18 protein-coding genes are annotated in these 21,814 nt (G+C 64.4%); 7 read left to right on the top strand and 11 right to left on the bottom strand.

Annotated elements, in window-relative coordinates:
- Positions 1-124: 124 nt before the first annotated feature.
- Genes B0G75_RS14100 through hemC form a run of 3 tightly spaced genes read right to left on the bottom strand, consistent with a single transcriptional unit; the run spans position 125 to position 4,364 of the window.
- Positions 125-1,315 (bottom strand): heme biosynthesis protein HemY, encoded by a 1,191-nt coding sequence (locus B0G75_RS14100; RefSeq protein WP_106306181.1) that lies wholly within the window; start codon positions 1,313-1,315, stop codon positions 125-127.
- Between the two features lie 2 nt (positions 1,316-1,317).
- The gene (gene hemDX, locus B0G75_RS14095; protein WP_106306178.1) at positions 1,318-3,336 is read right to left on the bottom strand and encodes a fused uroporphyrinogen-III synthase HemD/membrane protein HemX; all 2,019 of its coding nucleotides are present in this window, start codon (positions 3,334-3,336) and stop codon (positions 1,318-1,320) included.
- Positions 3,336-4,364: a hydroxymethylbilane synthase gene (gene hemC / locus B0G75_RS14090; RefSeq protein WP_106306175.1), complete on the bottom strand. Its 1,029-nt coding sequence runs from the start codon at positions 4,362-4,364 to the stop codon at positions 3,336-3,338. Before hemC ends, hemDX begins: the two co-directional genes overlap by 1 nt.
- 405 nt (positions 4,365-4,769) lie before the next feature.
- Between hemC and ppc the strand changes: the two genes are divergently transcribed.
- Positions 4,770-8,021: a phosphoenolpyruvate carboxylase gene (ppc, locus tag B0G75_RS14085; RefSeq protein ID WP_106306170.1), complete on the top strand. Its 3,252-nt coding sequence runs from the start codon at positions 4,770-4,772 to the stop codon at positions 8,019-8,021.
- A 122-nt stretch (positions 8,022-8,143) separates the two neighbouring features.
- Here ppc and B0G75_RS14080 read toward each other — a convergent pair whose 3' ends face one another.
- Entirely contained in the window at positions 8,144-8,896 is a 753-nt protein-coding gene (locus B0G75_RS14080; protein WP_106306167.1) for a class I SAM-dependent methyltransferase, read from the bottom strand.
- Positions 8,897-9,050: 154 nt separating this feature from the next.
- On the opposite strand from B0G75_RS14080, the gene B0G75_RS14075 reads away from it, so the two are divergent.
- The 5 genes from B0G75_RS14075 to B0G75_RS14055 all read left to right on the top strand — a co-directional run bounded on the left by B0G75_RS14075 (position 9,051) and on the right by B0G75_RS14055 (position 14,554).
- A complete protein-coding gene (locus B0G75_RS14075; protein WP_106306164.1) occupies positions 9,051-9,863 on the top strand; it encodes a helix-turn-helix transcriptional regulator in 813 nt (270 codons plus the stop codon).
- Positions 9,864-10,033: 170 nt separating this feature from the next.
- Positions 10,034-11,440, top strand: a complete 1,407-nt coding sequence (gene argH, locus B0G75_RS14070; RefSeq protein ID WP_012432112.1) for an argininosuccinate lyase — start codon at positions 10,034-10,036, stop codon at positions 11,438-11,440.
- A gap of 447 nt (positions 11,441-11,887) precedes the next feature.
- Positions 11,888-12,340 (top strand): cell envelope integrity protein TolA, encoded by a 453-nt coding sequence (locus B0G75_RS14065; protein ID WP_258194469.1) that lies wholly within the window; start codon positions 11,888-11,890, stop codon positions 12,338-12,340.
- Between the two features lie 517 nt (positions 12,341-12,857).
- On the top strand, positions 12,858-14,165 hold the full coding sequence (locus tag B0G75_RS14060) for an MFS transporter (RefSeq protein ID WP_106306158.1): 1,308 nt from the start codon (positions 12,858-12,860) through the stop codon (positions 14,163-14,165).
- Positions 14,166-14,374: 209 nt separating this feature from the next.
- Positions 14,375-14,554, top strand: coding sequence for a hypothetical protein (locus B0G75_RS14055; protein WP_012432109.1), 180 nt, complete (start codon positions 14,375-14,377; stop codon positions 14,552-14,554).
- Positions 14,555-14,607: 53 nt separating this feature from the next.
- Here the strand turns inward: B0G75_RS14055 and B0G75_RS41335 are convergent, their stop codons facing one another.
- A complete protein-coding gene (locus B0G75_RS41335; RefSeq protein ID WP_012432108.1) occupies positions 14,608-14,742 on the bottom strand; it encodes a hypothetical protein in 135 nt (44 codons plus the stop codon).
- Positions 14,743-15,448: 706 nt separating this feature from the next.
- Positions 15,449-16,453: a lipopolysaccharide heptosyltransferase I gene (gene waaC, locus B0G75_RS14050; RefSeq protein WP_106306155.1), complete on the bottom strand. Its 1,005-nt coding sequence runs from the start codon at positions 16,451-16,453 to the stop codon at positions 15,449-15,451.
- A gap of 211 nt (positions 16,454-16,664) precedes the next feature.
- Between waaC and B0G75_RS14045 the strand changes: the two genes are divergently transcribed.
- Positions 16,665-18,086 carry a chloride channel protein gene (locus B0G75_RS14045; RefSeq protein WP_106306152.1) on the top strand — a complete coding sequence of 474 codons (1,422 nt, stop codon included), beginning with the start codon at positions 16,665-16,667 and terminating at the stop codon, positions 18,084-18,086.
- Between the two features lie 248 nt (positions 18,087-18,334).
- Here the strand turns inward: B0G75_RS14045 and B0G75_RS14040 are convergent, their stop codons facing one another.
- The 5 genes from B0G75_RS14040 to B0G75_RS14020 form a co-directional block, all read right to left on the bottom strand.
- Entirely contained in the window at positions 18,335-18,646 is a 312-nt protein-coding gene (locus tag B0G75_RS14040) for a YXWGXW repeat-containing protein (protein WP_106306149.1), read from the bottom strand.
- Between the two features lie 318 nt (positions 18,647-18,964).
- Positions 18,965-19,219 carry a cell division topological specificity factor MinE gene (gene minE / locus B0G75_RS14035; RefSeq protein ID WP_012432104.1) on the bottom strand — a complete coding sequence of 85 codons (255 nt, stop codon included), beginning with the start codon at positions 19,217-19,219 and terminating at the stop codon, positions 18,965-18,967.
- Between the two features lie 14 nt (positions 19,220-19,233).
- The gene (gene minD, locus B0G75_RS14030) at positions 19,234-20,049 is read right to left on the bottom strand and encodes a septum site-determining protein MinD (protein ID WP_006048490.1); all 816 of its coding nucleotides are present in this window, start codon (positions 20,047-20,049) and stop codon (positions 19,234-19,236) included.
- Positions 20,050-20,152: 103 nt separating this feature from the next.
- Positions 20,153-21,007, bottom strand: a complete 855-nt coding sequence (minC, locus tag B0G75_RS14025) for a septum site-determining protein MinC (protein WP_106306146.1) — start codon at positions 21,005-21,007, stop codon at positions 20,153-20,155.
- Between the two features lie 221 nt (positions 21,008-21,228).
- Positions 21,229-21,762: a GNAT family N-acetyltransferase gene (locus B0G75_RS14020; protein WP_106306143.1), complete on the bottom strand. Its 534-nt coding sequence runs from the start codon at positions 21,760-21,762 to the stop codon at positions 21,229-21,231.
- Between the last annotated feature and the right edge of the window lie 52 nt (positions 21,763-21,814).

Here is a 21,814-nt window from a genome sequence, read left to right as displayed (position 1 = left end):
CGGGCACAGCGTGAAGCATCAATAAAAAATGGCCGCAGCATCCGCTGCGGCCATCACCTCATCAACCAGCAATTTCAAGCTCTCAAAGCAACGCACCAGGAACAAACGCGCCGCTCAAAAAACCTCAAACAATATTCATCGCCAACGCACTCTCACGATAATGCTGGCTCGCCTTATCCGCATCGCCAAGCTGTTCATGCAGCCGCGCCAACGCACGATGCGAGCGAATTTTCAGCGTTTCGTTATCCGCGAGCTTCAGCGCGCGCTCAAGGAACGACTGCGCCTTACCCCACAACTGCTGATGCAGACACAAGCGCCCCAGCGCGAACATCAAGTCCGCATCTTCCGGACGATCCTTCTGCCACGCTTCAGCCTTCTGAATCAGCGGCAACGCGTCGCCGCCAGCCGTATCCGGATAACGACGCAACAAGCGCGCATCCCAGTTCTGCGCGAGCGCTTCCTCGACGATCTTGCGCGCTTCCTGCGGACGATTCAGCGCCACCAGCAACTCCGCAGCAAGATCCGCGAGACGCGGCGAATGACGCTCAGTAGCCGACAACGAATTCCACAACTCCAGCAGCGCATCGGCATTGTGACGCCGGTCACGCAGCAGGTTCTCCGCCGCGAGCTGGCGCAAACGCACCGCCACCGCCGGATGAATCGCCTCACGCTTTTCCAGCGTCTTGACGAGCTTGAGCACTTCGCCCCAGTTCTTCAGCTGCTGTTGCGCGCGCAACATGATCTGCTGCGCGTGGATGCGCCGCCCACCCTGTGATTGCATCTGGGTCAGTGCGGTCAGTGCGCCGTCCGCGTCACGGCCATCAGCGCGCATGTCGGCGGTCGCCATCAGGCGTGCGTCCTGCCAGTCGGCCTCGTCGATCTGCGAAAGCCACTCGTCGCGCCGCGCATATTCATGCATGCGATGCGCCGCTGTAGCCGCGATCAAACCCGCAGCGCCCTTGTTGTCACCATTCGCGAGCGCATCCTTGGCGGCTTTCTCCGCGCGTGAAAAACGCCCGGCGTACAGATTGCCGATCGCATCGCGCAGCGCCGCATGCGCCTTCGCAACACGCGAGCGAGCGCGATAAGCCGCCACACGCTGCGGCATGCGCCAGATATTGCGGAAGATGCGCAGCAGCGCATACATCAGGATGAACAGCACCACCAGCCCGACCACGAACAGATTCAACGAAATATCGACGCGGTACGGCGGATAGATCAGCAGCACCTGTCCCATATCGAAGCGCCCGACCACCGCCAGCACCACCGCGATGACGAACAGCAACGCAAGCCATAGAAGTCCCCGGATCGCCATGATTAACCTCGGCTCCGGTATTGATTGACGGCCTGCAGGCTCGTGTTCAGATTCGGCAATTCAACCGCGGCCGAGCCCGCTTCCACCTGCTTGACGAGATCGGTCACGGTCTGCGTTTTCTTCGACGTGTTGTCGAAGTAACGTGTGAGCGCATTCTCGGCCGCGTGAAGGTCGGACTTCAGCGTGGTCTCGTTACGCGAGAGCAAGGCGAGACGCGCCGACAGCAAACGCAGCTTGAGATTCTCGCGCACGAAGTAGCCCTGATCGGGCGTGACCAGCATCGCATCCGCGTTGTCGATCCGGCGCACCTGCACGAGGCTCGTCAACTGCTGGCCGATGCCGGTGCTCACTTCACGCCACCACACTTTCCAGCGCGGCTCGCCGGTGGCCGCGGCCACCTTGGCCGTGTCGGCCCATGTCGCGGCTTGCGGCGTGGCGTGGGCGATCGGTGCTTCGCCCGAAAGCGGCAGGTTGTCGACCTGGTCGATCGCGTTGTCGAGCTTGATGGCCATGCCCGTGAGATCGGTGGAAGGCGCGGCCTTCAGCTTGTCGATGTCTTGCGCGATGGCCTTGCGCACGGCGACCGCTTGCGGGCTGTCCGATGCGGCGAGACGCGTGTCGGCGCTTTGCAGCGCGAACAGCGCGAGCTGCGTGTTGCCGGTGAGCTGCAACTGCTGGCTGGCGGCGGAGAGCATCTGGCCGACTTCGGCGAGCGTCCAGTCATCGCGATTGCGCGCGAGATCCGCGTATTGCTGTTGCAGCGCCTGCTGCGAGGTTTGCGCATCGGCGAGCTTGCCTTCGAGTTGCGCAACCTGCGAGTCCGACTGATGCACGGTGGCGAGCGCCTGTTCCGTCTTGATACGCAGTTCGTTGGTCTGCGTGTCGTTGGCTTGCTGGCGCTGCACGAGTTGCTGCTCCGTGCGCTCCACCTTGCGATTGAGCGCATACGCGCCCACGCCCGCGGCACAAGCAATGATCACGACGACAAACCACAGCAGCGGTCCGCTCGCGCTATGGCGCTTTTGCGCTTCGTAGGGCGTGAAGGGTTGATTCGGCGGCAACGCAGTGGTCGCGGCCGGCTGGGGTGAAGCGTTCGTGGATGCGTTCGTTTCAGTCATGCGTGATTTAGCCGGTGAATGAGCCGGGTTGGACGATACCGGTTGGACGACGGGCGGGACGGCGGCAATCAAGGCGCGGGCAATGCGCTCATCGCCCGCGCCGGACACCGTCATGCTATCAAAACCCAATGCCCGCGCGGTCTGCGCGATACGGGGATGTGGCGTGACGAGCGCGGCGCGTTTGAGCTGCGCGATCTCGTCGGCGGTGAGGTGGTCGTGCGCCAGTTCGTTCAGGTTGCGCACGCCTTCGGAACTGGTGAGCAGCCACGCGTGCGGCACGCCTGCGAGCAACTCGTGCACGCGCGCCCAGGCGCCGATCGACGGTTCCGGCACGAGGCGCCGGTATGCCGCGACCGTGTCGACTTCGGCGCCGGCTTCGCGCAGACGCTCGGCGAGCCATTCGCGGCCGCCGTCGCCGCGCACGATCAGCACGCGCTTGCCTTCGAGACTGGTCGCGCCGAGCGCCGTATCGATCGCGGCGAACAGACCTTCGGAATCGAAGCGCGCGGTGTCTTCATCCGAACCGGACGGCGGGCTGATCACGTTGTACGCCGGTGCGGCGACGCCATGCCGTGCCAACGCCTGCACGCTGCCCGGCCCGACCACGCCGATCGGCAACGCATGCGGCCAGATCGAGTCGCTGTGGGCAAACGCTTGGTCGACCGCATTCGGCGACACGAACACGACGAGCGCATAGCGTTCGAGCGAGGCCAACGCGGCGCGCAACGGCGCGTCGTCGGTGACGGGCGCGATGTCGATCAGCGGAAAGTCGAGCGTGGCGATGCCCGCGGCGGCGAGCCGCGCAATCAGTTCGTTCGACTGACCGGCCGGTCGCGTAATCACGACCGTGAACGCCGCCTTGTCGACGGATGGGGATGTGTTGCCGGGGATATCGGCCGTCATCACTCGCCGGTCGCCGCGCTGTCCGCCGCGCCGTCTTCCGCCGTGCCCTGCTTCGCCGCGGCGGGACCGCTGGCGGTGCTGAGCGCACGCACGATGTCCATCGCGCCCTGCTGCTCGAGCGCGCTCGCCACTTCCTGGCCGAGCGCGACCGCGCGTTCGACGCTAGGCGCCGGCGCCGACGCCTGCGCGCTCAGCACGCGCTGCCCGTCGGGCGTGGCGACGATGCCGCGCAGATGCAGCGCACCGTCGCGCCATGTCGCATAGGCGGCAAGCGGCACTTCGCAACTGCCGCCGAGCGCGCGCGACACCATGCGCTCCGCTTCGACGGCTGCTGCCGTGTGGTCGTGATGCAACGGTGCGAGCCAGGCCGCGAGGTCCGCGCGGTCGGCGCGAATCTCGATGCCGAGCGCGCCTTGGCCCGCTGCGGGCAAGCTGTCTTCGGGATCGAGCAGCGCGCGGATGCGCTCGCCCAGACCCAGACGCTTCAGGCCGGCTGCGGCCAGAATGATCGCTGCGTAATCGCCGCGATCGAGTTTCGACAGACGCGTGTCCAGATTGCCGCGCAACGGCCGCACTTCGAGATGCGGATAACGCATGCGCAGCATGGCCTCGCGGCGCAGGCTGGAAGTGCCGACCACAGCGCCGGCCGGCAGTGCCGCGAGCGAGTCGTAATCATTGGAGACCAGCGCGTCGCGCGGATCTTCGCGCTCCATGATGGTGGACAGCGCAAAGCCTGCGGGCAACTCCATCGGCACGTCTTTGAGCGAGTGCACGGCGAGGTCCGCGCGGCCATCGGCGAGAGCGGCTTCCAGTTCCTTCACGAAGAGGCCCTTACCACCAACCTTCGACAAAGTGCGATCGAGAATTTGATCGCCACGTGTTGTCATTCCGAGGATTTTTACGTCACAAGATGGATATAATTTGTGCAGCGCACATCGCACATGCTCCGCTTGCCACATGGCCAGGCGGCTTTCTCGCGACGCAATCACAAGCGTGTGGGGTGGCGTTGAAAACGTCTCGGTGTTCATTAGCTTGCTGATCGAATGACGGGATGTAATAACGAACAATGTTAGCACGCGCCCTTGCGTCTCAAGACGCAGCCAGGCGCCGTGCTGAAGCGGTATCGATGGAGGAGACGGGCTTCGCGCGGCGCGCGCCTGCCCCATCCCGGCATGTTCACGCACGGTCGTTCGCGCACCGGGCCGCCGCATGCGGGATGATGCGGTGCGGCGCACTGTGCCGCAAGGTGCGTCGAACGGGTGTCGTGCAAACGCGCGGCACCGTTCAGGCGCACAGTCTTCTCTCAGGCGTATCGCCATCGGCGCATACCGTTTCGCGCAGTTCACTATGCAGTTCACGTTGCAGTTCATAGTGCAGTTCCGCAGTAGCAGTTCATCACTCAACAGACCCTGGCTTCCCTGAGGAAACCCATCGTGACGTCTTCCGGATCGGCGCGCCCTGCCCGCCGCAACACTGCATTGCCCAACGCTCGCGCGGCCGACGCTGCCCAGCCCGCCGCTTCTGCCGCCGCTTCTGCCACCGCTTCTGCCGCCGCTTCTGCCGCCGCCTCGGCTACAACCGCTGCCGAGTCCACATCGGCCAAACGCGCCGGCAAACCCGCTCAGGCCGCTCACGCCGCCAAAGCCGGCAAGGCCGCCAAAACCTCCACGCCTGTCAAGACGGACAAGGCCGTGAAGGCAGTCAAGACGGGTAAGACGACGCAAGCCGCAGCCACCGTCAAGGCGCAGAAACCGGCCAAGGCCGGCTCCCCGAAGATCAAGGTCGTCGCCAACGCGCCGCAAGCGCTCGCGCTGCAGGCCGTGGCGGAGGAATCGTCCGCGTCCGCAACCGCTTCCGCGCCGAAGGGCAATGGCCGCACGCGCGAAGACAAGGACCATCCGCTATTCCAGGACATCCGCTATCTCGGGCGCCTGCTCGGCGACGTGCTGCGCGAACAGGAAGGCGACGCGGTGTTCGATGTCGTCGAAACGATCCGCCAGAACGCCGTGCGCTTTCGCCGCGAAGACGACAGCGCCGCCGCGCAAACGCTCGACAAGAAACTGCGCTCGCTGAGCCCGGAGCAAACGGTCAGCGTGGTGCGCGCGTTCAGCTACTTCTCGCACCTCGCGAACATTGCCGAAGACCGCCACCGCAACCGCCGTCACCGCATTCACGCACTGGCCGGTTCGACCTCGCAACCGGGCACGATTGCCCATGCGCTCGAACGGCTGGTCGAAGCCAACGCGGCCGCCACGCCGGTCCTGCAGCAGTTCTTCAACGACGCGCTGATCGTGCCGGTGCTCACCGCGCACCCGACCGAAGTGCAACGCAAGAGCATTCTCGACGCGCAGCACGACGTCGCGCGTCTGCTCGCCGAACGCGATCAGCAGTTGACCGAGCGCGAGCGCGCGCACAACGAAGCGATGCTGCGCGCCCGCGTCACGTCGCTATGGCAAACGCGCATGTTGCGCGATTCGCGCCTCTCCGTGGCCGACGAAATCGAGAACGCGCTGTCGTACTACCGCGCCACTTTCCTCACTGAAATCCCGGCGCTCTACGCCGATATCGAAGAAGCGCTCACCGAGCACGGCATCGACGCGCGCCTGCCGCCGTTCTTCCAGATGGGCAGCTGGATCGGCGGCGACCGCGACGGCAATCCGAACGTCACGGCCGACACGCTCGAAAACGCGATCACCCGCCAGGCCGCGGTGATCTTCGAGCACTACATGGAACAGGTGCACAAGCTCGGCGCGGAGTTGTCGGTGTCGAACCTGCTGGCCGGCGCCAGCGAAGCCCTGAAGGAACTCGCCGCCGCCTCGCCCGACCAGTCGCCGCACCGCACCGACGAGCCGTATCGCCGGGCGCTGATCGGCATGTACACGCGGCTCGCCGCAAGCGCGCGCGTGCGCCTCGGCGAAGGCAGCGTGCCGGTGCGCAGCGCGGGCCGCGGCGCGGCGCCGATCCGCGCCAAGCCGTACGCCGACTCCGCCGAATTCGTGCGCGACCTGCACGTGCTGATCGATTCGCTCGCCGAGCATCATGGCGCGCCGCTCGCCGCACCGCGTCTGTCGCCGCTCGCGCGCGCCGCCGAAGTGTTCGGCTTCCATCTGGCGAGCATCGACTTGCGCCAGAGCTCCGACATTCACGAAGCGGTAATCGCCGAACTGCTCAAGCGCGCCGGCGTCGAGGACGACTACGCGGCCCTCACGGAAGAAGACAAGCTCAAGGTGCTGCTCGCCGAACTGGCGCAGCCGCGTTCGTTGCGCCTGCCGTACGCCGAGTACTCCGATCTCGTGAAGAGCGAGCTCGGCGTGCTCGAGGAAGCGCGCATCACGCGTGAGAAATTCGGCGCGCGCGCGGTGCGCAACTACATCATCTCGCACACGGAGACCGTGAGCGATCTGGTCGAAGTGATGCTGCTGCAAAAGGAAACCGGCCTGCTGCGCGGACGTCTGGGCGATGCGAACGATCCGGCGCAAGCGGCCCTGATGGTGATCCCGCTGTTCGAGACGATCCCCGACTTGCGCAACGCGCCGCACATCATGCGCGATCTGATCGCGCTGCCGGGCGTCGACGCGCTGATCGAGCATCAGGGCAACGAGCAGGAAGTGATGCTCGGCTATTCGGACAGCAACAAGGACGGCGGCTTCCTCACGTCGAATTGGGAGTTGTACCGCGCCGAACTCGCGCTGGTGTCGCTCTTCAACGAACGCGGCGTGACGCTGCGTCTGTTCCATGGACGCGGAGGCACCGTCGGCCGTGGCGGTGGTCCGACCTATCAGGCGATTCTGTCGCAGCCGCCGGGCACCGTCGACGGCCAGATCCGTTTGACCGAGCAAGGCGAAGTGATCGCAAGCAAGTTCGGCAATCCGGAGATCGGCCGGCGCAATCTGGAAACGGTGGTCGCCGCCACGCTCGAAGCATCCTTGCTGCCGCACGGCATTGCACCAGCGGAACTGCCTGCCTTCGAAGAAACCATGCAGCAGTTGTCGGACGCGGCGATGGCGTCCTACCGTGCGCTGGTCTACGAAACGCCGGGTTTCAAGGAGTATTTCTTCGAGTCGACGCCGATCGCGGAGATTGCCGAGTTGAATATCGGCAGCCGTCCGGCCTCGCGCAAACTGCAGGATCCGAAGCAACGCAAGATCGAAGATCTGCGCGCGATTCCGTGGGGCTTCTCATGGGGCCAATGCCGTTTGCTGCTGACCGGCTGGTATGGATTCGGCAGCGCGGTGGCCGCGCATCTGGACAGCGCGCCGACCGACGCCGAACGCAAGAGCCGTCTCGCGCTGCTGAAAAAAATGCATAAGACCTGGCCGTTCTTCGCCAACCTGCTGTCGAACATGGACATGGTGCTGGCGAAGACCGACCTCGCGGTCGCTTCGCGCTACGCCGCGCTCGTGTCCGACAAGAAGCTGCGCAAGCACGTGTTCGAGCGGATCGTCGCGGAGTGGGAGCGCACGTCGAAGGTGTTGTCGGAGATCACGGGCAAGAGCGAACGGCTTGCGGAGAACCCGCTGCTCGCGCGTTCGATCAAGAACCGCTTCCCGTATCTCGATCCGCTGAATCACTTGCAGGTGGAGTTGCTCAAGCGTCACCGCGCGGGCGACACCAACGCGCGCGTGCGGCGCGGGATTCATTTGAGCATCAACGGGATTGCGGCGGGTCTGCGCAATACGGGTTAAGCACGCAAGCGGTTCACGGCGGGCAACTGAGCGCGCACATTGCGGCGCGCCTGGTTGGTTGCCGTCTTCCGGCTAACCGCATAATCAGCCGGGCGCGACGCTGTTCGTCGCGCCCGGTTTTTTTATTGCGCTTCGATCATCAACGCGTCGAGCTTGAATGAGCCGTCTTCCTGCACGTCGAAATATTGACGGACTTCGTCCGGCGAATTCGCCCACATCGAGCGGATCGCCACCACGCGCGGCTCCGGCGTGCGCATGCGCGCCACCCAAGAGCTGAACTCGATATCGATGCGCCAACGCTCGCGAATCGATGCCTTGAACCCGGCCGAGGCAAATAACGCGAGCCACTCGTCGGCGCGGTAATCGCGGATATGCGAGCCGTCGCGCAACAACTCGATGGCCTGGATATGCGTGTCGAGCAGCGGATGATCGCTGCCGGCGATATCGACGAACAACACCTTGCCGCCCGGCTTCAGCACACGCCACACTTCGGCGAGCGCGAGCGGCACGTCGTGCCAGTGGTGCGCGCTCATCCGGCTGATCACCCAGTCGAACGAATGATCGGCGAACGGCAGCGCCTCGGCCGCGCCTTGCTGCGTGCGGATATTGGCAAGACCGCGCTCCTTCGCGGCGCCCTCCACCGTCGCCAGCATTTGCGGCGCGATGTCATAGGCGACCACTTCTCGCGCGTGTGGCGCGACCGCGAAACTCGCGTGGCCCGCGCCGCAACCCATGTCGAGCACCGTCGCATCCGGCGTCGCCGCGATCGATTCGGCCAGCGTGCGCAGATCGGCGCCGGTGGCGTGGGTCGGACTCGTCAAATAGGCGGCGGCGGTCGAGCCGAAGGCGTCGGCGACCTGATCGTGATGCTTCATGGGAGGCTCCGGTTATGTATGTGGGGCACGCTGGAAGCGCGTGGTGCGGTTCCAGCCGCTACAATAGAGCCCGCTGTGTACCAGTACAAGTTAAGCAATTATTCTGGTATCGCCATTACCTCCCTCCCCTTCGTCGACCTACCGCCCGCTCAGCATGACCACGCCGTCTTCCGCCGACAACCCGCCGCCGCTCGACGCCACCCCGGCCCGCGCGCTCGGTGACTTCATTCGCGCTCACCGTGAGCGGCTCTCGCCGCAAGCGGTCGGCTTGCCGCCGGGTCCGCGCCGCCGTACGCCAGGCTTGCGGCGCGAGGAAGTCGCGCAACTGTGCGGCGTGAGTCCGACCTGGTACACGTGGATCGAACAGGGGCGCCCGGTCTCCGCTTCCGCCGAAGCGCTCGCGCGCATCGCGGTCGCGTTGCAACTGTCGCGCGCCGAGCGGGCGTATCTGTTCGAGTTGGCCGCCCAGCGCGACCCGGCGGAGCCCGATCCGGCCGCCGCCGATGCACCCGCCACCTTGCTGGAAACCGTGCAGCTCGTGAGCGCGCCGGCCTATGTGCTCGACCGCCAATGGAATGCGCTCGCGTGGAACGAGCGCGCCACGGACCTGTTCGTCGGCTGGCTGGACGGCGCGCACGACCGCAATCTGCTGCGCTACACCTTCACGGAAGCGGCCGCGCGCGAGCTGATCGTCGATTGGGAAACACGCGCGCGGCGGCTCGCCGCCGAATTCCGCGCCGACTCGATCCGCCATCTGAACGACGCGCCCACCCGCGCGCTGATCGACTCGCTCACCGCCGCGAGCGACGAGTTCGCGCGCTTCTGGGCCTCGCAGGACGTGGGCGGCCGCGAAGGGGGACGGCGCGAGTTCAACCATCCGCGCGACGGCCGCATCGTGTATGACCAGATCACGTTTAAACCCGCGCATCGCGAAGATCTGAAGCTGGTGGTGCTGGTGCGCGAATAGGCGACGGGAGTCACCCGCGGCGCACGGCGTCTTTAAGCCTCCCGGCCAGTGTTAAAATCCCTGTCTTTCCTCGCTTCGGCGTCACCTTTGCACGGCATGTGCATCCGCGTCGTCAGCCTCTTCACCGCTCGCTCAACTGCTGCTTAACTGCCGCTTAACTGCCCAACACCATGACGTCCCAACTGCACAAAAAAGGCGAAGCCTGGTCGGCTCGCTTCTCGGAGCCGATGTCGGAGCTTGTCAAACGCTACACGTCGTCGGTTTTCTTCGACAAGCGTCTGGCGCTCGTCGACATCGAAGGGTCGCTCGCGCACGCCTCGATGCTGGCCGCGCAAAAGATCATCGCCGCCGACGACCTCGCCGCGATCCAACGCGGCATGGCGCAGATCAAGGGCGAAATCGAGCGAGGCGAGTTCGAGTGGCAGCTCGATCTGGAAGACGTGCACCTGAACATCGAAGCGCGCCTGACCGCGCTGATCGGCGACGCAGGCAAGCGCCTGCACACCGGCCGCTCACGTAACGACCAGGTCGCGACGGATATCCGCTTGTGGCTGCGCGGCGAGATCGACCGGATCGGCGGCTTGCTGACGGAATTGCGCACCGCGCTGCTCGACATGGCGGAGAAAAACGCCTCGACCATCATGCCGGGCTTCACGCATCTGCAGGTGGCGCAGCCGGTTACGTTCGGGCATCACCTGCTCGCCTACGTCGAAATGTTCTCGCGCGACGCCGAACGCATGATCGACTGCCGCAAGCGCGTGAACCGTCTGCCGCTCGGCGCGGCCGCGCTCGCCGGCACCAGCTATCCGATCGACCGCCACGCGGTGGCGAAGACGCTGGGTTTCGACGGCATCTGCGCGAACTCGCTGGACGCAGTGTCCGACCGCGACTTCGCGATCGAATTCACGGCGGCGTCGGCGCTCGTCATGACGCACGTCTCGCGCTTCTCCGAAGAGCTCGTGCTGTGGATGAGCCCGCGTGTCGGCTTCATCGATCTGGCAGACCGCTTCTGCACCGGCTCGTCGATCATGCCGCAGAAGAAGAACCCGGACGTGCCCGAACTCGCGCGCGGCAAGACCGGCCGCGTGAACGGCCATCTGATCGCGCTGCTCACGCTGATGAAAGGCCAGCCGCTCGCGTACAACAAGGACAATCAGGAAGACAAGGAGCCGCTGTTCGACACCGTCGATACGGTTGCGGATACGCTGCGCATCTTCGCTGAAATGGTCGCCGGTATTTCGGTGAAGCCGCAAGCGATGCGCGACGCCGCGCTGCAAGGCTTCTCCACGGCAACCGATCTGGCCGACTATCTGGTCAAGCGCGGCCTGCCGTTCCGCGACGCGCACGAAGCGGTGGCGCTGGCCGTGCGCGTCTGCGCGGATCGCGGCTGCGATCTGGCGGATCTGACGCTCGAAGAAATGCGCAAGGAGCTGCCAAACGTCGCGCATCTGATCGGCGAAGACGTGTTCTCGTATCTGACGCTGGAAGGCTCGGTGGCGAGCCGCAATCATCCGGGCGGCACGGCGCCGGAACAGGTGCTCGCGGCGGTGAAGGCGGCACGTGCGGCGCTGAAGTAAGCGGACGCACGGCATGCGGTGAGCGCACTATGCGCTCGTCTCATGCCTGGCGCGGGTACGCAGCTTGCGGATAGAAAGGCGAACTCGTTATCGGGTTCGCCTTTTGTTTTTCGCGTCGCACGGGCTCGCGCGAACCGCGCCGCAAAAAGAAAAAGCCCGCGCGAAGCGGGCTAAATGAAAGACTTCCACCGATGCCTCTCGAAAGAGGCCATCGAAGTGTAGGCGTGTTTTCGCCGCCGACCAATTCGCTCATATTTCAGCCTATTACAGAGGGTTAGGCCACATACAGCGGGCGAACGCTAATTGCTTCCTGGCGGATTTTGACTACCATCAAATCAGGCCCTGTCTTCTGTTTCCCCGACCATGTTCACTCGCCCGCGTCACCTTCGCCATTGCAACGGACGCGGTGTTTGCAGCGTCGGCATATGGCCCGCGCATGTGCGCGGCATGCTCCTCGCCGTCGGCCTGGTTATCGGCATGGCGGGTTGCACCATCACACCACCGCCACGCGCCAGCGTGCCGACGCCCGCTGCCGCCATCAACAGCCCGACGCTCGACCAGTACCGCGATGCCGTGGCCAGACGCATCCTCGAACGCAATCCGTCTTACGTGCTGCGCGGTACGCCGCAAGCGATGCTGCGCTCGCTGGTCGTGGTCTCGTTCACGGTGGATAGCAATGGCCATGTGCTGGAGTCGTCGGTGTATCGCACCAACGGCGACGACGAAGCCGAAAGCACCGCGCTCGCCAGCTTGCGGCGCGCCGCGCCGCTGCCGCAGCCGCCCGGCAAATTGCTGAACGGCCGTGGCCAGCTCGAGCTTTTCGAAGACTGGCTGTTCAACGACAACGGCAAGTTCCAGCTCCGCGAGTTCGCCTCGCCGCAAGCACAGACCATCGATTGAACGCGGGTCGTTTCGCGCAAAGCGCGCCGCAAACCCGGCGCCGCCTTGCTGCGGCGCGGCCGCGCTCGCTATAATTTTCCGATTCCCTGCGCCGGAGCCTTCCGGCATGGCTCACGCCGCCCGCTGACCCGCCGGCGCGGCATGAGCCCGATTGCAGCGCCGCCGCGCCATCCGCGAGCGCCGCCTGCTTGATGCTTGATGCGGGCCGCCGTTGCCCTGATCCCAAGACATCTCGGCCTCGCGCCGCGCCGGCAGCTCGCCTCGCCTCGCCTCGCTCGCCGCAAGCGTCAGCCTCCCGCCTGGTTATTGCCCTGGTATGGCCGTTTTCGCGGGCGAACTTCGCCGGTTGCCGTTGTAAGCTGTTGCTTCGTTGTTTGCGTCGCCCGCGTCCCACGAGCCGCCCACCGGTCCGCGCACGAAGCGAGGCGCACGAATTTGAACAAAGATGCCGTCTCCACACGCACCACCGGCTCACGAACCGGGCGCCCGGCGGCATCACGACACCTGGAGACCCTGCATGTCCACTTCGCCGATTTCCGCGGCCCAGCCCAATGCGGCCGGGCAGAACAAGAGTTCGCGGATCATCTTCGCGAGCTTTATCGGCACCGCGATCGAGTTCTACGATTTCTACGTCTATGCGACCGCCGCGGCGCTCGTCATCGGCCCGGTGTTTTTCCCGCACGGCTCGGCGACGGCGCAGGCCTTGTCGGCCTTCGTCACGTTCGGCATCGCCTTCGTGGCGCGGCCGATCGGCTCGTTCCTGTTCGGCCACTTCGGGGACCGGATCGGCCGTAAATCGACGCTGGTGGCGTCGCTGCTGGTGATGGGCCTGTCCACCACGCTGATCGGTTTCGTGCCGGGCTACGACTCGATCGGCAGCCTCGCGCCGATCCTGTTGTGCATCTTGCGCTTCGGCCAGGGCATCGGCCTCGGCGGCGAATGGGGCGGCGCCGCGCTGCTCGCCACCGAGAACGCACCGGCGGGCAAACGCGGCTGGTTCGGCATGTTCCCGCAGCTCGGGCCGTCGATCGGCTTTCTGGCGTCCAACGGCCTGTTCTTCGCGCTAGCGCTGTCACTGAGCGACGAGCAATTCCGCAGCTGGGGCTGGCGCGTGCCGTTCCTCGTGAGCGCGGTGCTGGTCGCGCTCGGTTTGTACGTGCGCCTGAAAATCGCCGAGACGCCGGCGTTCCAGGCGGCGATCGAACGTCAGGAACGCGTGAAGGTGCCGATCGCCACGCTGCTGTCGCAACACTGGGTGCCGACCCTGCTCGGCGCGCTCGCGATGGTGGTCTGCTACACGCTGTTCTACAACGCCACCACGTTTTCGTTGTCGTACGGCGTTTCCGTGTTGCATATTCCGCGGCCGACTTTCCTCGGCCTGCTGTGCATCGCCGTGGTGTTCATGGCGCTCGCCACGCCGCTGTCGGCCTGGGCCGCCGACCGCTATGGGCGCAAGCCGGTGCTGATCGTCGGCATCATCGCGGCGATCCTGTCGGGCTTCACGATGGCGCCGCTGCTCGGCAGCGGACAGACGTCGCTGGTGCTGCTGTTCCTCGTCATCGAACTGTTCCTGATGGGCGTGACCTTCGCGCCGATGGGCGCGCTGCTGCCGGAGTTGTTCCCAACCAACGTGCGCTATACCGGCGCCGGTGTGTCGTACAACCTCGGAGGGATTCTCGGCGCGTCCGTCGCGCCGTATATCGCGCAGATGCTCGCCGCGCGCGGCGGGCTGCCGTGGGTGGGCGCGTATGTGTCGATCGCCGCGGCCGTCAGCATGATCGGCGTGCTGTGCATGCGTGAAACGCGCGATACGCAGCTGATGTAACGAGAGGCGCCGCCCCCGGCGCCTTTACTCTTCGCTGTTCGCTCGATGCCGCCCGGCGCGATTCTCACGTCGCGGCGGCATAGGCCACCTCTCCGCCGCTTCACGCCCTTCGGTTGCCGAGCATTCCTGAGTAAATTCCCTGCCTTGCACGTCTTTTTGACATGCCTATACTCGACTCAAATAACCCTTCAGGTAGCAGGGAGGCAGGAATGAACATTCATCTTCACAACGCGGACGTCGTGATGATCATTGCGCTGGCGTTGCTCTGTTCGCTGTTGCTTGCATTGCGCTTTCGTCCGGCGACATGGAAAGGGATCGTAGTGGAAGCGCTGGCGGCGAATGCCGCCGCAATCGCCGCGGTTGTCGCGTTCGAAATGCTGCTGGCCTGACGCGAACGGATGCCGCAGCGCCATCACAGACGCCGCGGCCTCGGTCGGTTGGATTACCGGTAGTAGTAGCCGCCGTGGTGGTAATAGCCACCGCCGCCGTAGTAGCCCGGCGCGGGCGCGACGATGCAACCACCAAGTGCCGTTGCGAGCAGCGTGCCTGCGATCAGGCTGAGGATCAAGCGTTTCATCGTTATTCTCCGTCGAGTCAGATTCATTCGAGCCGAAACCCCGAATGACTCGATTGAACACGACGGCGCCTCGCGCGAGCGTTGCGATTTGTAAGGGAAGATCACCAAGGTGTTACATGATCGACGCGCGCAACACGCTGCGCTCCAGGCGCGATCACGCCGAATTCACATCGGAGGAAAACACCGCCTATACTGGTTTGAACGTACCGGGCCGGCGCGTGCCTAGCTGGCGGCGCATACGCGGTGCAAGGTGAATCCGCCGGGCAACGTGCCTCCGAATGCATGCTGCGCGTCGTCGCCTTTGACGGCGCGAAAAAATGCGTGGATAGCCCAATAGGCGCTCAACGAAAAGCGACAGATTTAACAGGCGTGTAATGCGCGGCGCCTTTGAATCGCGGCTATGGGGGGAGCCGAAGTGCTGCACGAAGCCGGGCGGACATTCGCACCCTATCCCGCAGATGAGCAGAAATGAAACCGGCCGGCCGCCAGGCGGCGGTCGTCGCGTCGACGCCGAGCGCGTCCGCGACGCCACCGCTCAGTGCGTAGCCGAATGTATTGATTGCAACGATTCCTCTCCGCCCGCTGTTCCCCGACACGGGCGTTTTCGGAGGCGTTACGAGGCAGCGCTCGGTGGTTTGAGCGGACTGCGCGTCGCGCCTCTTTTCTTTTCGAGCAAACGATTGCGCAAGACTTCGGGACGCCGCGTTCAGACGGCCGCGGACCCATGCTGCACCGTGACGTCGTGCGCCTCGGTGTGAACGTAATCGATCGCCTCGAGCGCGGCGCTGATGGGCGGCACTGACTGGCCGTCGCCAATGGAAATCGAGCGGTATGGCGATTCGATGCCGTAATGCGATGGCGGGGTCGCCACGAAAATCATCACGGCGCGCTTCTGCAGCGCGTGCGCAAGATGGACGAAGCCCGTGTCGGTGCCGACCACGAGCGAGCACGCGTCGATCATCTGCGCGATTTCGGTCACGCTCATTTTCGGCAGGACGGTCGCGCCCGGCAATTGCGACGCGATCTGCTCCGCTTCGAGCCGCTCGCCTTCCGAGCCCCACGGGAGCACCAGTTGAAAACCGCGCTGCGCCAGTTCGCGGCCGATCGCCACCCAATGGCCCACCGGCCATTTCTTGTCGTCTTTCGAGGTGGCGTGAAAGAACGCCGCGACCGGTGCGCCGTTCGACTGGAATGGGAGACTGGCCGGCTCCGGCAAGCGCAGATTGAAAACCGCCGGGCCTTCTATCTCGTAGCCCAGTGCCTCGCCCGCGCTGATGCGCATGCCATGCCATGCATTGCATTTCGGACGCGGGCCGAAGCGCCCGGTATAAGCGAACGCCGCGCCCTGCTCGCCGAGATCCGGAGCCCGGTAGCCGATACGCCGCGACGAGCGCGCCAGAAACGCAATGATCGCGCTCTTGTACACGCCTTGAATGTCCAGGATGAAATCGTAGCGATAGGCACGCAATTCAGCGATGGACGCCCAGATCGATTTGAAATCGGCCCAGCGGCGCGCTTTCTTGAAGCGGCGCAGAGGCGCGCACAGCACGCGGTCCACGTTCTCGCTCCAGTGCACCACTTCGGCAAATGCTTCGTCGGCGGCCCAATCCACCTGAACGCCGGGAAAAGCGCGCTTAATATCGGCGACCACTGGCAGGGCCTGCACGATGTCGCCGAGCGAAGTGACCTTGACGATAAGGACTCGCTTCATTGAGGACCTGTGAGTTGTTCGAACATCAAGGCATTTTAGCCGACCAATCGGATAATCTTTGCCGAATCGCGCAGCGCGCCGTTCGGTCATTAATGCTGCGGGTCATTTCAACGGCTTACACGCAGCCCTTTTACACCATTTCAAAACACTTTCATACGGATCTACGGGTCTGGCGCGCCTTATACTTCTGCCTTTGCGCCCCCACACACTTATGTCCCGGCCCATTCCGATCCGATCTTCCGCTATCGTTCGACGCGCAAGGCGACTGTGGCGCCAATACGGCGTCTTCTGGCTCGGTGCGATCGCAGTCGGGCTAACCGCGGTGCTGTACGCGAGACTGATCGACTGGGGCTACAACGAATTTCGCACCGTGCAGCAACGGCATGTGTGGGCGCCGCTGATCATCACGCCCGCGGTCGCGGCACTCGCCGTCTGGCTCACCCGCAAGTTCTTCCGCGGCGCCGAAGGCAGCGGCATTCCGCAGGTCATCGCCACGCTTCACTCCCGGACAAGCGAATACGGTTCGCGGCTGCTGACCTTCCGGATTCTGTTCGGCAAGATCGTCGTGTCGTTTCTGGCGATTCTCGGCGGCCTCACGATCGGCCGCGAGGGGCCGACCGTGCAGGTCGGCGCCGCCTTGATGTTCAATCTGCGGCGGCTGTATCCGCGCTCGAATGCGCTGATCGAACGGCAACTGGTGTTGGCCGGCGCGGCGGCGGGCTTGTCCGCGGCGTTCAATACGCCGCTTGCCGGCATCGTGTTCGCGATCGAGGAATTGACGCGCAGCTTTGAAGCTCGTGCCAGCGGCGTGCTGATTACCGCGATCATCATCGCCGGCGTGATCGCGCTCGGCTTGAATGGCAACTACACCTATTTCGGGACCATCCAGATCGGCGCGCACTTTCCCAATGTGCTGGCGCTGGCGGTGCTGCTCACGGCCGTCGTCACCGGCCTCGCCGGTGGTCTGTTCGGCTGGCTGCTGCTGAACACCGCGCGTTGGATTCCGGGCCCGCTGCGTCAATTGCATAGCGAGCGGCCGGTCGCGTTTGCCGCGCTGTGCGGTTTCGTGATCGCCGTGGTCGGCCTGGTTTCAGGCGGCACGACCTTCGGCAGCGGCTACGCCGAGGCGCGCGGATTGCTCGACGGCCACGCGCAATTGTCGGTGTTTTATCCGTTCCTGAAGATGATTTCGATGGTCGGTTCTTATTTGCCGGGCATTCCGGGCGGCATCTTCGCGCCGTCGCTATCGATCGGCGCGGGCTTCGGCGATCTGCTGCACCGAGTGTTCGAATCGATGGATCTGCCGATGCTGATCGCCCTCGGCATGGTCGGCTATCTGGCCGCCGTCACGCAGTCGCCGATTACATCGTTCGTGATCGTGATGGAGATGATCAACGGCCACGCGTTGGTGATCTCTCTGATGGCTACCGCGTTGATTTCGAGCCGCGTGTCGCGCCTCTTTACGCCGCCGCTGTATGAGTCGCTGGCCGCGCGCTATATGACGCCGTTGCCGCAACCTGAGCCAGCACCGACGCCGGAAGTGCCCGAGGTTGAGGCGCCCGTCCCGGCCTCGGACAACGTCGACGGTGAGCCGCCCGCCGACGACACCAACGGCCGCGCACCACGTCAGTAGACGACGACGGCCGGCGCTCGCAGATACGCCGGCCGCGCAGGCACGACGACGCAGCCGGCCAGCATGACCGCAAGCACGGCGATTAGAAGCAGATTCTTTTTCATCACATGGTTTCCTTAAGCACGCGCAGACGAGCGCTACGCCGAACGCGTGCGCAACGTATGCATGTTTCCGTGCTTGTCGAAATGGAAGCAGCGGCACGCACGGAATTCACCGTGGCGCGCCGCGCATTGCCGAAGCGTAAGGCGTTACGCCCAGTGGCCTTCAACCCAGTGATAATTCGGGCCGTGCGCGACCCAGTGTCCCGGCACCCAGTGATAGCCGACACGCTCGGCCTGCCAGTGACCACCGATCCACACATAGCGGCCATGATCCCAGCGCCAATGACCGCGATCCCACACGTAGCCGACGCGCGACGCGGGCACCGCTTCGTAGCGCACCGGCGGCGGCGCGGACGGCGCGATCACGACGACTTCCGCAGCCGAAGCCGATGCCACGGCGGCTGCGCCGGCGGCGATCAATACGATGTTGGCAAGCAGCAAACGCAAGGTCTTGTTCATGTTATCCCTCTGTAGATGGACACCGAAGGCGGCGTTATCCGTTTAATGCGCGAGGGGACGCAGCGGCTGACCGTAGGCGTGTAACGCCACACGCTGAAGTGCAACGGATTATTTCGACGTGCAGCCGACGCGCGCGAGAAAGCCCACTCAAGCACACGCGCACGAACACAGAGGAAGGCGGGAACAACGAAAAACAAAGAGGCACAACAAAGCGGCGCACTCGCGCGCCGCCCCGCGTTACGTCATCTCGACGCAACGCAGCGAAGCGCGCAGCACGTCATATGAAACCGGCCGCGAGAGGACGCAGACCCTGGACGATCAGGCCTGCGGTATTTCGATCTTGACCTCGAGCACTTCGAGATCGTCCTGACGTTCGAGGCTCACGCGAATATCGTCATGGGAAATCTTCACGTACTTCGAGATCACGGCCACCAGTTCGCGTTGCAACGCAGGCAGATAATCGGCGGGCGCATGGCCGCCGGCGCGCTCATGCGCGATGATCAACTGCAGGCGCTCCTTCGCTACCGATGCGGACTTCTTCTTCTCGCCCAGCAAAAACGAAAGAATCGACATTACGTGCGCTCCCCTTACTTGGTGCCGAAGAGGCGCTGCAGCAGCCCGGGCTTCTGGTAGTCGGTAAAGCGAAGCGACTTCTGCTCGCCGAGGAAACGCGACACGACGTCTTTGTAGGCTTCGGCCACATCGGTGCCGTCCAGATGCACCGCCGGCAAGCCCTGATTCGATGCGTGCAGCACCGCTTCCGATTCCGGAATCACGCCGATCAGGTCGATGCGCAGAATTTCCTGGATATCGGTCAGCGACAGCATTTCGCCTTCGCTGACGCGCTTCGGGTTGTAGCGGGTGATCAGCAGGTGTTCCTTGATCGGCTCCTTGCCTTCGATCGCGCGCTTGGTCTTCGACGACAGAATGCCGAGGATGCGGTCCGAGTCACGCACCGACGAGACCTCCGGATTCGTCACGATCAGCGCTTCGTCGGCGAAATGCATGGCGAGCAACGCGCCCGATTCGATACCGGCCGGCGAATCGCACACGATGAATTCGAAGTCCATCGCGATCAGATCGTTGATGACCTTCTCGACGCCTTCCATAGTCAGCGCGTCTTTATCGCGAGTTTGCGAGGCTGGCAGGATGAACAGGTTCTCGCACTTCTTGTCCTTGATGAGCGCCTGATTCAGATTGGCTTCGCCCTGGATCACGTTGATCAGGTCGTACACCACGCGGCGTTCACAACCCATGATGAGGTCGAGGTTACGCAGGCCGACGTCGAAGTCGATCACGGCGGTTTTGCTGCCACGCAGAGCGAGGGCCGATGCAAAACTCGCGCTCGTGGTCGTCTTGCCCACGCCACCCTTGCCCGAAGTCACCACAATGATTTTTGCCATTACCCTTACCTTGTGTTCGTCAAATTCGTCAATTATGTGCGGCCATATTTGCCGTGAAACGCCGCGTGCATCGGATCGATCGAGGCAGCGCGTTTCACGTCGCTTAGGTGAGCCGCAGCGGTTCGATCATCAACTTTTCTTCTTCGAGCCAGATCTGCACCGGCTTGCCGAGCACGTCGGCCGGCAGCGGGTTCTCAGTCGTTCGATAGATGCCCGCGATCGAGATGAGTTCCGGCTCGAGACACGTGCAGAAAATGCGCGCGTCGTGATTGCCCTGCACGCCGGCCAATGCCCGGCCGCGCAACGGCGCGTAAATATGGATGTTGCCTTCCGCGATCACTTCCGCGCCGTAGCTCACGAGGCCGAGCACGACCAGGTCGCCCTTGGCGTAAATGCGCTGACCCGAGCGCAGCGGCTTATCGACCACCATGGTTTGCGACGACGTGGCGAGACGCACCGGCTCAGCGGCCGGTGCCGGCTCGACGGTCGCGGCCGTGGCCGGCGTGCCGTTTTCCGGGGTGGCGGCGGCGAGCTCGAACAGATCGGAAGGCGGCGTGGCCGTCGCGGCGGTGACAGCCGGCGCTGCAGCGGCGGCATTGGCGCTGTCTTCGTCCGCGGATTTGGCGGCGTTCGTGGCGCCACGGCGGTCGCGAGCTTCGAGCAGCGGCAACTGCGACTCGGCCGCCCACGTCTGCTGCGCGTTGGCGACCACGCCAACGGGGCGCATGCGCACGCTGTCGAGCAGTTGCGCGATGTCGGCGAGCGGCACGCGTTCGTTCTCGGCGAGACGGCGCACGTCGATGGCGACGACGTCGTTAGCGAAAAACTCGGGGGTCGCCTCGAAGCGCCGGGTCAGTTCGGCACGCATGGCGTCGAGGTCGGTTGTCTTGACCACGAACAGGAGCGTGTCGACAGAGCCGCTGCGAAGTTCGAAAAAGGGCGATTTCTTGGGCGACATAGCGTTCGGCAAAAAATTTTGCGTATTTTACAGGCGTCGACGCGCGCGGCCAGCTTTTTTGCCGGAGAACGAACCGCGGCGACGAAGACGCGGCCCTGCGCAGGCAACGCGACGGCCTCGCCGTGGCCATTCAGGCCGCGCGCCGCGCCGATGATCCGGCGACAGACGCTGAAGAGACGCGGAAGAGAATCGAGCGGCAGACTGTTGCGCCGCTCGCGAGATCACTGCTGAAACACCTGAGACGTGGGCGGCACGTGGCGCACCAACAGGCTTTCGGCCTGGTCCGGCGCGCGCGTGACGCGACGGTGCTCGCCGGTCGGACCGAAGCCGAGCGCCTCGTAAAAGCGCATGGCATTGCGATTGGCGTCGGCGACCCACGCGTAGATTTCCGTGGCGCCTTCATTCGCGAGCCAGGCGGCGGCCGAATCGACCAGCAGCTCGCCGCCCCGCAGATGACGCACGGCCGGCGCCACCCACAGTTCGCAAACGAATGCGCGGCGCGCCGCGCTATCGTCGAAGTACGCTTCGATCAGTCCTGCGGGATGGCCCTCGGTGTAGAGGATGAAGGTGGTGAAGGTGAAGGAAACCGCATGATCCGCAGCGGTGGCGTCGAAACTGGCGGCGTCAGCCGACAACGCGTCCTCAAGCGTGGCGCCGAAGGCATACGGTGCCTCCCGCAGCGACGCAGTACGGAGTTCGCGGAAAACAGCGCCCTGATCAGCGGCGATACGGCGAACGGTCAATGACGGACTCATGCAGACGAAAACCCCTTGAAACCCTAAGGCGTAGCTTTAACCGAACCGGCGC

The organism is Paraburkholderia sp. BL18I3N2, from assembly GCF_003001875.1.
In the GTDB taxonomy this organism is placed as follows: Bacteria; Pseudomonadota; Gammaproteobacteria; order Burkholderiales; family Burkholderiaceae; genus Paraburkholderia; species Paraburkholderia phytofirmans.
Note: the sequence above shows the minus strand (reverse complement) of the source record. Positions and strands in the feature narration are given on the sequence as shown.